Source organism: Nocardia vermiculata NBRC 100427 (assembly GCF_001613265.1).
GTDB lineage: Bacteria > Actinomycetota > Actinomycetes > Mycobacteriales > Mycobacteriaceae > Nocardia > Nocardia vermiculata.
This window is the reverse complement of sequence record NZ_BDCA01000027.1, coordinates 48,001-59,364: the sequence shown is the minus strand read 5'-3', so window position 1 is coordinate 59,364 and position 11,364 is coordinate 48,001. Positions and strand designations below refer to the sequence as shown.

Here is an 11,364-nt window from a genome sequence, read left to right as displayed (position 1 = left end):
GGCCGATGCGGGCCGCCGGGGCGACGAGAAGCCACAGCACCGGGGCGGCGAACACCGGGGCGGGGACGGCGGGGCCGCGTGGCCGCACCGGAAAGCGTTGCGCTGCCACCGGATCGGCTACCGATGGAGCTGAATTCATCGACCGCGGTACGCATCTGACGACCTCCATGAATGACGGGCGGACGGATCTCGGGCTGCGAGCACCGGCACGTATTCGATCATGTGTTCGAGGAACTGATGTTCGAATTAGTATCACGCCGAGGCGACGAAGTCACCCGCCGCGCCGACATAGGTCGAACAGATGTTTGAAACCTGACCGGACACGGACTACATTCGAAGCACGCGGTCCGGCGGCGCCGGCAGGACGCAACAAACATCCACGAACGGAGGACGGCGAGCGTGAGCGAACGTACGGTGGTCGGACACGAGAAGACGGCCGCGAGCGGCACGCCCGCGGCCGGTGCGGCGACTGTGCCCGCAGGCGGTGCCGAGAATTCCGGTACCGGAGCGGAACTCACGGTCAGGCAACGCAGAGTTCTCGAGGTCATCCGCGCCTCGGTCACCGACCGCGGCTATCCGCCGAGCATCCGGGAAATCGGCGATGCCGTCGGACTCACCTCCACCTCGTCGGTAGCCCACCAGTTGCGCGCTCTCGAACGCAAGGGCTACCTGCGCCGCGACCCCAACCGCCCTCGGGCCGTGGATGTCCGCGGCCTGGACGAGACGGCCGTACGTGCCACCGGCGCGGCCCCCACACTGCGCGCAGTGGCCACCGAGGGGTCCGAATCGACTCCCGAGCCCACCTACGTTCCGGTACTGGGCCGGATCGCGGCCGGTGGTCCCATCCTCGCCGAGCAGGCGGTGGAGGACGTCTTCCCGCTGCCGCGCGAACTGGTCGGCGAGGGTTCCCTGTTCTTGCTGAAGGTCGTCGGCGAATCGATGGTCGATGCGGCGATCTGCAACGGTGACTGGGTCGTGGTGCGCCAGCAGAACGTTGCGGAGAACGGCGATATCGTCGCCGCGATGATCGACGGCGAAGCCACCGTCAAAACCTTCAAGCGGACCGGCGACCAGGTGTGGCTGATCCCGCACAACCCGCTGTTCGACCCGATCGACGGTAACGACGCGCAGATCCTGGGCAAGGTCGTCACCGTGATTCGTAAGGTCTGAGCGACCTCAGCTGCCTCACCCTCGCGCGCCGGCCACACCGTGCGGTCGGTGCGCGGGGCCGTGTGACTGCTCGCAATGCCCGGCACCGACCACACTTCCCAGTTCGATCAGTTCGGGCTGTGCATGATCGAGCTGCAGGGTGGCATGTTCGATGTGATGGGATTCCGACAACCAGTGCGCCAGATCCTGGCGCACTGCGTGACAGTCACGGCCGGGCTCGGCCAGCACATGCGCCGACAGCGCCGGCGATCCGGAAGTGATCTCCCAGATGTGCAGGTCGTGCACCTCGACCACGCCATCGCGCGCAACCATTCCGGCCCCCACCACATCGGGGTCGATATCGGCCGGCGCCGCCTCCAAGAAGATGCGGCTCGCCGCCCGCACCAGGCCGACCCCGGCCTTCACCATCAGCGCAACCACGACCAGCGTCGCAATGGCGTCGGCACGTTCGAAACCGGTGAACATGACGACCACACCGGCGACCGCCGTGGCGAGGAATGCGTACAGATCGGTGAGAATGTGCTGGAATGCGCCCTCGACATTGAGACTGCTCCGGTTCGCCCGCGAGATCATCCAGGTGGCAACGAGGTTCACCACCACGCCCACCAGAGCGGTGGCGAGCACCAGGCCGCCCGACACCGCCGGCGGATCGATCAGGCGCCGAATCGCCTCGTATGACAACCACGCCGACAACACCAGCAGCGTCAAGCCGTTGGCCTGCGCCGAGAGAATCTCGACGCGCTTCCAGCCGAATGTCATACGTCCGGCGGCAGGGCGCGCGGCCAGACGAATGGCCCACAGCGCCAAAGCTATCGAGGCGGCGTCGGTCAGCATGTGCGCGGCATCCGACAGCAACGCCAGTGAGCCGGCGAGGACGCCGGCCACCGCCTCACCGAGCAGGAAGCAGACGATGACGGCCAGCGCACCGGCGAGCCAGCGCCGGTCGCTGTTCGGTGTCGCGTGGGCATGTGTATGCACCTGCCCCGAGCCGTGTGAATGTCCGGCACCCATGCGAGAAGCTCCTCTCTGTCCTCGCCAGACTATGCATACATCGCTATGTATGCAATCCCGAGACGGGACACCCTTCCGGGACCGCACAGTTTCCGGATGCCGTGAACCCGACCGGCGAGTAGTGTCCGAAGTCCGCGAGATTGGCGATAACGCATTGCTTCGGATCGCTATTTGCATGTTCGGCGATTCTTTTCGACATTCCGGGAACAATCCCACCTCTGAAACGCCCGAATAGCACCGGATTCACCAAGGTGCCCCCGGTACGGTACGGTATACAGAATCCCAGTTGCTCCGTGTCAGTGCGAAAGGGCTCGATCATGGCCAAGAAAGTCACCGTCACCCTCATCGATGATTACGACGGTAAGTCCAAAGCGGACGAGACCGTACAGTTCTCTGTCGACGGTGTGGCGTATGAAATCGACCTGTCGACATTGAATGCCGGGAAGCTACGCGGAGCCCTCGAACCGTGGACGGAAAAGGCACGCAAGGTCGGCCGTTTGAAGGTGGGCGGCAGCACCCGCGCGAAGTCCGCAGCCGACCGCGAGCAGACCGTGGCGATCCGGGAATGGGCCAAGAAACACGGCTATAACGTCTCCGCGCGGGGCCGCATTTCCTCGGAAGTTGTCGCGGCCTATCACAAAGCCAGCAAGTAGCAAGGGCCGGCTTCTTTCGACCGGCGTACCACTCCCACCGAGCGGGCCCGCAGTATCACGTGACAGCCGTGGTAGTGCGGGCCCGCTCGGTGCTGCAAGCAGTTCTCCGGCACGGCAAGTACACGACAACGCGCTCGCTCCGATGTCGATACACACGCGCGACACAGCGCCTGGCCGACGTGCTCCGGAGACTGTTCGTGCCTCGCCACGCTACCGGCGCCACCAGCCGGTTTCCGGGAGCTCATGTGATCGCCGCGGTAACGCCACCGCGGATATACCGAGGAATTGCCGGCTATCCGAGCACACATCGGAAATGTTGCTCGGAGCGATGGCGAAGCCTGCAATGCCGCCGCGGCACGATTCCCCACCGTATTCGACAATGCGGCGATCGCCCTCGGTATCGGCGATGCCGAGCGCCGCGTGATCGATGTCGATCCGGCCTTCGGCGCGATGCTCGATGGCACTCCGTGAGTATCCGCTCACGGAGTGACGTCACCGAACTGATACATCTCGGATCGCATCGAATTGCGTCGGCATCTACACGAAGAACTGCTGGTCACAGGTTCCGGGACGGTTCACATGGAATTGCGTTATCCGCACCGTCGCCAACGACGGCCGATCCATCAAGGCAATCGGCGTCGTGCACGACAAGCTGTCCCGACCCCGGCTGCCGACGGTCGACGGTCGACGACACCACACAACGCCGGGAATTGCAGCCCGAATTTTGCAGCACCAAGATCGCTACGGCACCCACGAGCCTGCCGAACCGCAGGCTATCGGTCGAAGTACGCACCGCCGTGATCACTCCCGCCGTCCGGATCACGACCGCGGACTTTCTCGGTGCCCCGGAGGACAGGTTCCGGTCCGTCGGCTGCGCCTGAGGCCACGCCAAGGGTGATCGTCCGCCGGTGCGCCGCGCGCATCATCGCCGATGGCCGGGGTGGTGACATCGCCTCGTCACCGGCCGTCCGGCACGGCACCACAGTCCACCGCTTCGAGACTTGTCACAAAACACCTTCTGCGCGTATCGATCCCGGTTACAAAGGAGTACCCGCCGGTGCGCTCGAACAACCGGCCCGCGAGAAGTGTACGAAGGTGACTATCCAGGTTTTCGACACCGCCGTCGAACTGCCCGTCGGCCGCAGCGCCGTCTGGGAGCTGCTGGTCGACCCGCAGCTGTATCCGCGCATTTTCACCGGAATCGGCGCCTGCGAACGGGTCGAAACCATCGCCGGCACGCCCGTGTGGCGACTGCGCATCGGTACGGCCGGCACGGAGGTCCGCTCCATATCGCTCACCATGCGCGTCGTGCGGCCGGGGCACGACGCCGATCTGTCCTGCCCGGTGACAGGCAGCTTCGCCGCCGTGCGCCTGCACGACGCCGAGGGAGGCATCCGGGTCGCGGTCACCTGTTTCGCCGACAGCAGCCTGCATTCGGTGGTGGACACCGCGTCGACCGGCGCCGCGCGCGCGTGGGTCGACGCGGGCCTGAGCCGGCTCCGTGAATTGACCACGGCCGCGCCGACTTCGGTGGTGGCCAACGGCGAGGGCGCACCGCTGCGACGACACGCGGATGTGGCCCGCCACATGCTGCGGACCGGGATCGTGCGCACGGCACGCCCGGATCGCAGTATCGGACAGCTGCGCGGCCTGAACAGATGGGGCTTCAATCTGGCCGGCGGCTACGCGGCCGCCGCCGCGCACTCTCCCGATCGCGTCGCGGTCGTCGACGATCGCGGCGCCCGCACCTTCGCCGAGATCGACCGGCGCAGCAGCGCGCTGGCCGCCGCGATGGCGGAACTGGGTCTACGCAGCGGCGACGCGGTCGGACTGCTCGCCCGAAACCACTGCGGCATGGTGGAAACGATGGTGGCGGCGGGCAAGCTGGGTGTCGACGTCATCCTGCTCAACGCCGGCCTGTCGGCGCGCCGGATCGAGGAGATCGTGCAGCGGCATCGGCTCACGCACGTATTCGTCGACGACGATCTGGAATCGCTGATCCACTACCTGTCCTCGGCCGTCGTCCGGATCTCCACCGACGGCGGTGGCCCGGATCGAGACGGAATCGAGGATCTGATCGCCCGGGGTACCCCGGGGTTCCGGAGACCGGCCCGGCCGGGACGCCTGGTCGTGCTGACCTCGGGGACGAGCGGCACTCCCAAGGGTGCGCGGCGGCCGCATCCGAAGGGGTTCGCCACCGTCGCCGCCCTGCTCTCACGGATCCCGTTGCGGATGGACGACACCATGCTGATCCCCGCGCCGCTGTTTCACACCTGGGGCCTGGCGGCACTGCAGTTGAGCACCGCGCTGCGCGCCACCGTGGTGCTACCGGCACAGTTCGAGGCCGGGGATACGCTGCGTCGAATCGCCGAGCACCGCGTCGGCACGGTGATTCTGGTGCCGACCATGGTGCAGCGGATTCTCGATCTGCCGACCTCGGTGCGCGCTCGCCACGACACCTCCAGCATGCGTATCGCTGCGAGCTGTGGCGCCCCCTTGGCCGCCGCCACGGTGCTGCGCTTCGCCGATCGCTACGGGGATGTGCTCTACAACGTCTACGGCTCCACAGAAGTCTCCTGGGCCACGATCGCAACTCCCGAGGACCTGCGTACCGCGCCGGCGACCGCAGGACGGCCACCGCTCGGCACCAGGATCGCGGTACTGGGACCGGACCACACCCCGGTGCCGCGCGGCGCCACCGGACGCATCTACGTGGCCAATCACATGCTGTTCGACGGCTACGTCAACGCCCCTCCGCCGCGAGAAGCCGCAGGGATGCTCGACACCGGAGATCTCGGGTTCCTGGATGCGAGCGGGCGCCTGTTCATCGCGGGCCGCGACGACGAGATGATCATCTCCGGTGGTGAGAACGTTTTTCCCCGACCGGTCGAGGAGGCATTGGCACATCTGCCGCAGATCACCGACGTGGCCGTGGTCGGGGTCCCCGATCGGGAGTTCGGGCAGCGCCTCGCTGCGTTCATCGTCAAACGCGAGGGCTCGGGTCTGGACCCGGACATGATCCGCACCTATATCCGTCATCGGCTCAGCCGGTTCTCGGTGCCGCGCGATGTCACCTTTTTGCCGTCGCTGCCTCGTGGCGAGACGGGCAAGGTGCTCAAACGGTTACTGACCGGTGATTCCGGCGAGCTGACCGCCCTGTCGCAGCCGGCCACCGGACTGTGACGACTCACTGTCTCCCGTCACGATCGGCGCGTTGAGCACCCCGATCCAGGAGGTCGCAGCACCGCATTCCGTCGCCGTTCCGGCCGCGCCGTACGGCCTGCCGACGGCGCTGCCACGCACCCGTGATTGTGAGATGCCCTGAATTCCTCCGATATTCGCCCTACGCCCCGGCAAATACGCTGCAGCCGTGGCTACTCGATGTCCGGCCACCACGCCCCGAGACGGTGAGCCGTGATAGCCTGAACGTGATAAACGCTAGCGTGATAATCACGCTTTATCGTGCGATGAAAGCGACTGGGGCGGAAAAGATTTCGTCGATACTATGATCACCACTCAGCAGTGTTTCGATTCGGCGGCCTCCCGATACGCCCCGCACGCCGATACGCTGGCCCGCATGGGAGCCCGACTACGCACTGCGCGCAAACTACTGCTGGGCCGCGAGATCGAACATATGATCAGCGCGGCCGGGGTGAGCCAGGCGGAGGCGGCCCGGATCATCGATACCAGCCAGAGCCGTATCGCGATGCTGCTGGGCGGTGCGGGCTCGATTACCGTCGGAGACCTCGAGCGTCTCGCGGTCACACTCGGCTTCTCCGATCCCGGGTATCTCGACAGCCTCGAAACGTTGCGCCGCGACAACCACAAACGCGGATTCTGGAATACCGGACATCGCCGGGCCTACCTCGAGGAGTTACGGCTACTGGTGGACCTGGAGGCACATGCCAGCCTGCTTCGGGTGGCCGAGGCCGAGATCGTGCCCGGCCTGATCCAGTGCGAGTCCTATATTCGGGCCCTGCACGAGCCGCCGCCGGGCTCCCGCACTGCCGGAATCGACCGCACAACGACCGTCGACGATTCGGTGCGCGCACGACTGGCTCGCCAGGACGTCCTCGCCGGCACCGATGCACCACATTTCCATGCCGTCTTGTCCGAATCGTGCCTGCGGCGCGAATACGGCGGTCGCACGGTGATGGCCGAACAGCTCGAGTATCTCCTCGCCCTGTCCGAGCGGCCCAACATCACCGTGCAGGTGCTCCCGTTCGCCACCACCACTCGTGGCGCCGGAATGGAGGACCGCTTCACGCTGGTCCGGGTGCCCTCCCCCGGAGCCGCGGGCGACCTGGACATAGCGATCGTGGAGAGCCAGGGCGATATCCGCTACATAGACCACAAACCTGCGGTGCGCGCACGCGAAACCGTCTGGGACCGATTATCCACGGCGGCAGAAGATCCCGATCGGTCGTATGCGTTCATCGATCGGATCGCGCGTTCGTTCCGACGCGGGAGCGTCACCCGGACGTGACCGACCGTCCGTAATCTGCATAGCCTAAGGAGTGCCGGGCAGCCATGAGCGACAACGACTTTCCACCGATCGAGATCGACACCACCCGCCCTTCGGCGGCGCGTTTGTATCATTACTACCTGACCGGTCAGGCGCTGGTCGACGTCGACAAGATCTTCGGTGAGCGCATGTTCGCGATGTTTCCCGAGATCGGGACCTGGGCGCGACACAATCGCGAATTCCTGCGCCGTTCGGTGAGTTTCATGGCCTCACGCGGGATCCGGCAGTTTCTCGATATCGGTGCCGGCCTGCCGGCTTCCGGCAATACCCACGAGATCGCCCGGGCGCGCGCCCCCCGGGCCCGGGTCGTCTACGTCGACAACAACACCGAGGCGGTGCTGCGTGGCCTGGAGTTGTTGCACGGCACCGATGCGACGGACATCACCGCAGTCGTCGACGGTGACCTCCGATGTCCCGACGACATCTTCGATCATTCCGAGACCCGGCGGCTGATCGATCTGGATCAGCCGCTGGGCTTGTTGATCATCAGCGTGTGGCCCTTCGTCCACGACAGTGACCGTCCGTATCAACTGATGGCCCAGCTGCGCGACCGGCTCCCCCGCGGCAGCTATGTGGCGATGACCCATGCGAGCTCCGAAGATGCCTCCGACGAGGTGGCGCGCGTGCTGGCCGCGGCTACCGAACTCTACAAACAGACCTCCGACCCGGCCACTCTGCGGCGGCGTGACGATTTCGCCGCCTTCTACGACGGCCTCGAACTGCTCGCCCCCGGGATCGTGCATGCACCCGATTGGCGGCCCAACGGACCGGTGGACATGGCGGATCCGGCGCGGCCGTGTAATTTCGCGGCGGTCGGCTACAAGCCTTAGCCGACATGGTCGGCGCGGCGGTCCGCGCATCGGTGCGCCGGCGGTTTTACTCCGTAGAAAGGGCATCCGATGATGCGGCCACCGACCTTCACCGTTGGCGAATTCCGCAAAGCCTCAGCCAGTTCCCCGCACCAGAACTGCGTGCGCGTCGCCCGTAAACACGGATGGACAGCCATCTGGGACGACAAGTGCGCCACCGGCACCACCACCGCCACCACCGCGCTGACGACGGCCGAACTCCTGCTGCTGCCCGACGAACAGTTCGACAGCTACCAGGCGGGCGTCCGAGCCGGGGACACCGAACGATTACCGATCACCCATCAGGCACGCCCTGATGGGCGCTACACCCTGCGCAGCGAGGCCGGTGAGCTCGGCGCAAGCACCGCCGAGGTCGAGCTGATCTTCGACCGCGCCGAACTCGACGCGTTCCACCACGGCATACGAACCAACGAGTTCGACATCTGCCGTTTCGTCACACCGGTCTTTTCCACGGCCGAACACAGCAGCGCCGCAACCGAACTGACCGATCGAATACCGGCCTAGACGCCGCTGAATCCGGTGCCCGCGTATGCGGGCACCGCCACCACCCCACCGGCCGCGGTTATCGGCCGCCGTCCAGTCGCACCCGCACCGTCACGGTGCTTCCGCTGCGTTCGGCCACCGCATGGCCGGTGCGGTCACCGCCGGGTAGATGCAGGGTGATCGGACCACCCTCGCCGGTGAAGTTGCGCCACCACTTCTTACGGTCGGGTAGTGCCACCCCGATCAGGATCGAATCACCGGATCGGCGATAGTTCACAGGCGTGCTGAACGTCTTCCCCGAACGCCGGCCGGTGTAGCTGATCTCCACGAAGCCCTTGCGCATCAACGGGCCTACGACCGGGGCCCGGGTGAGCTTCAGCACCACCGAGTTGACACCACGCACGGCCGATTTCGCGTCCACCTGTACCTCCTGAAGATCCGGCGGTGCGCCGGACCCGAACTACTCTACCGGCGCACGGGCCCTCCGCGCCCGGTTGCGTTCCCGCTCGAGACGTGAATCCGGGCCGGAATACGGGATCCGATGCCTGCCCCGAGATTCGTCCGATCGGCTCGGGCCGAAGCAGCGCCGGGGCCGCGCGCCACCTCGGATTCGGCGTGCGATCCGCGGGTACGCGCAGCACAGGGACCATCCCGCAGCGCGACCGAGCCGCCAGCTGCTCTCGGCCGCGGCGACGAGCATCCGAGGAGTCGCCATGTACCGACCCGTGTACACCGGACGTGCCGCACCGGCGGCCCGGTGCACCGCGCCCCCGATCCCCGACCCCGGACCCCCGCAGCCGGTCCCGGACCCCACTCCGGAACCGCCGGTCCCGGTACCCGACCCGGACCCGCGCCCGCCGATTCCGGAACCCGATCCGGTACCGGGCCCGCCGCCCGACCCCGGCCGCCCGATTCCGGGACCGGCCCCGGACCCGCTGCCGAGCCCGCCGACCCCAGACCCCGGTCGTCCGATACCACCGCCGCCACCCGAACCCGGGCCGCCGTATCCGGAGCCCGAACCCGGGCCCGTCCGGACGCGGCTGCACCGGCGCTGCCCCGCTCGTCCGGCGGGTGTTTCGCCCCGCCGACGCCGGGCATTCGCCGCATATGACACCAGATGAACAGACTCGGCATGCACATCCGCAGGTCACGGCCGAGGACCTACGGATGCTGCTGGACACCGGCAGCGACGGTACGCGCCTCGTCCTGGTGCAGGGACAGGTCCGACTCGAGACCGGTGGCGCGGTAGAAGGCTTGGAGCTGATCCGGCGGGCGGACCTGTCCGACAGGGTGGGTGCCCACCCCGATCAGCACGAACTACTGGAACAGGCCGAGCTTCTCAATACCTTGATCCGATTACAGGGCGCCTGACCCGCCACCACCACTCTCCGGGAGACGAGATGAACCGACCCGACCACACCCCCACCGTGCTGGTGGTGACCTCACAGACCGGCGTGGAACGTGACGAACTACTCACCCCGCTGAAGCAGCTGCGCGACAAGGGCATCCACGTCACCCACGCAGCACCGTCCACCGATCCGGTGCAGACATTCGTCCACGACACCGCCCCCGACACCACCGTCACCCCCGATACCGACTTGGCTTCGGTGACCGTCGACGACTACGACGCGCTGGTGGTTCCCGGCGGAACGGTGAACGCCGACAAACTACGCACCGTCGAGGACGCCGTCGAACTGGCCCGAGCCTTCGCCGGCGCCGGTAAGACGATCGCCGCGATCTGCCACGGGCCGTGGCTGCTGGTCGAGGCCGACCTGGTGCGTGGGAAGACCATGACGTCGTACCCGTCGTTGCAGACCGATATCCGCAATGCCGGCGGACAATGGCACGACGAGCAGGTGGCGCGCACGAAGAACGGCTGGTCGCTCATCACGTCGCGTAAGCCGGACGATCTGGACGCCTTCTGCGGTGCGATCGCCGGCGATCTGGGCGTCGGCTGATGCGGACCACACTGTGGTGAGAGCCCCGGGTGCGGAGGAATTCGTACCGCACACGTCCGATCTCGCACAGCTGCGTGCAGCTGCGCGCGGCTGTCAGGGGTGTGCGTTGCATCGGCGCGCCACCCGCACCGTCTTCGGTGAGGGACCCGAACACGCCCGGGTGGTGATGATCGGCGAACAACCCGGCGATCGTGAGGATCTGACCGGTCATCCGTTCGTGGGTCCGGCCGGGACATTACTCGATCGCGCACTCACCGATGCCGGAATCGACCGCGGCGCCGTCTATCTCACGAATGCGGTCAAACACTTCAAGTTCACCGAGCGCGGTAAGCGCCGTATCCATCAGCGGCCGGGCCGCACCGAGATCGTGGCGTGCACGCCGTGGCTCGGTGCCGAACTGCGGTCGATCCGGCCGCAGCTGGTGGTCTGCCTGGGCGCGATCGCCGCCCAGGCCGTCTTCGGAACCGACTTCCGCATCAGCCGTGAACGCGGGCGCGTGATCGTCCAGGGCGAGCATCACGCCCTTGCCACCGTCCACCCCTCCGCGGTACTGCGGTCCCCCGATCGCGCCGTGGCCTACGACGAGTTCGTCGGCGATCTCACCGTGGCAGCGGCCGATCTGGCCGAAACGACCTAGCAACCGGCCGCCCCGGATTCCGAGGCGGCCGGCGCGGGCGTCACCCGACACCGGTCGA

Annotated in this window: 12 protein-coding genes; 10 read left to right on the top strand and 2 right to left on the bottom strand. The window is 66.8% G+C overall.

All coding sequences use genetic code 11. The features are described 5' to 3' along the window. Positions 1–471: 471 nt before the first annotated feature. The gene (gene lexA / locus NV2_RS23915; RefSeq protein ID WP_067878739.1) at positions 472–1,170 is read left to right on the top strand and encodes a transcriptional repressor LexA; all 699 of its coding nucleotides are present in this window, start codon (positions 472–474) and stop codon (positions 1,168–1,170) included. 15 nt (positions 1,171–1,185) lie between these two features. Here the strand turns inward: lexA and NV2_RS23910 are convergent, their stop codons facing one another. Continuing rightward, entirely contained in the window at positions 1,186–2,181 is a 996-nt protein-coding gene (locus NV2_RS23910; protein ID WP_067878698.1) for a cation diffusion facilitator family transporter, read from the bottom strand. A gap of 317 nt (positions 2,182–2,498) precedes the next feature. Here NV2_RS23910 and NV2_RS23900 point away from each other — a divergent pair, with 317 nt between their 5' ends. The 6 genes from NV2_RS23900 to NV2_RS23875 all read left to right on the top strand — a co-directional run bounded on the left by NV2_RS23900 (position 2,499) and on the right by NV2_RS23875 (position 8,732). Continuing rightward, entirely contained in the window at positions 2,499–2,834 is a 336-nt protein-coding gene (locus NV2_RS23900; RefSeq protein ID WP_067878686.1) for a histone-like nucleoid-structuring protein Lsr2, read from the top strand. A gap of 285 nt (positions 2,835–3,119) precedes the next feature. Next, positions 3,120–3,305, top strand: coding sequence for a hypothetical protein (locus NV2_RS31520; protein ID WP_157103049.1), 186 nt, complete (start codon positions 3,120–3,122; stop codon positions 3,303–3,305). A 624-nt stretch (positions 3,306–3,929) separates the two neighbouring features. After that, the gene (locus tag NV2_RS23890; RefSeq protein WP_157103048.1) at positions 3,930–6,017 is read left to right on the top strand and encodes an AMP-binding protein; all 2,088 of its coding nucleotides are present in this window, start codon (positions 3,930–3,932) and stop codon (positions 6,015–6,017) included. A gap of 322 nt (positions 6,018–6,339) precedes the next feature. Beyond that, a complete protein-coding gene (locus NV2_RS23885) occupies positions 6,340–7,320 on the top strand; it encodes a helix-turn-helix domain-containing protein (protein ID WP_245662753.1) in 981 nt (326 codons plus the stop codon). 44 nt (positions 7,321–7,364) lie between these two features. Beyond that, positions 7,365–8,189: an SAM-dependent methyltransferase gene (locus NV2_RS23880; protein WP_067878682.1), complete on the top strand. Its 825-nt coding sequence runs from the start codon at positions 7,365–7,367 to the stop codon at positions 8,187–8,189. Between the two features lie 141 nt (positions 8,190–8,330). Further along, a complete protein-coding gene (locus NV2_RS23875; RefSeq protein ID WP_157103047.1) occupies positions 8,331–8,732 on the top strand; it encodes a hypothetical protein in 402 nt (133 codons plus the stop codon). A 58-nt stretch (positions 8,733–8,790) separates the two neighbouring features. Here NV2_RS23875 and NV2_RS23870 read toward each other — a convergent pair whose 3' ends face one another. Further along, positions 8,791–9,132 (bottom strand): PNPOx family protein, encoded by a 342-nt coding sequence (locus NV2_RS23870; RefSeq protein ID WP_067878677.1) that lies wholly within the window; start codon positions 9,130–9,132, stop codon positions 8,791–8,793. A 686-nt stretch (positions 9,133–9,818) separates the two neighbouring features. Here NV2_RS23870 and NV2_RS23865 point away from each other — a divergent pair. Genes NV2_RS23865 through NV2_RS23855 form a run of 3 tightly spaced genes read left to right on the top strand, consistent with a single transcriptional unit; the run spans position 9,819 to position 11,306 of the window. Beyond that, entirely contained in the window at positions 9,819–10,082 is a 264-nt protein-coding gene (locus NV2_RS23865) for a hypothetical protein (RefSeq protein ID WP_084475340.1), read from the top strand. Between the two features lie 29 nt (positions 10,083–10,111). Then, positions 10,112–10,669 carry a type 1 glutamine amidotransferase domain-containing protein gene (locus NV2_RS23860; protein ID WP_067878670.1) on the top strand — a complete coding sequence of 186 codons (558 nt, stop codon included), beginning with the start codon at positions 10,112–10,114 and terminating at the stop codon, positions 10,667–10,669. Between the two features lie 13 nt (positions 10,670–10,682). Next, a complete protein-coding gene (locus tag NV2_RS23855; RefSeq protein WP_067878731.1) occupies positions 10,683–11,306 on the top strand; it encodes a UdgX family uracil-DNA binding protein in 624 nt (207 codons plus the stop codon). The last annotated feature ends 58 nt before the right edge of the window (positions 11,307–11,364 follow it).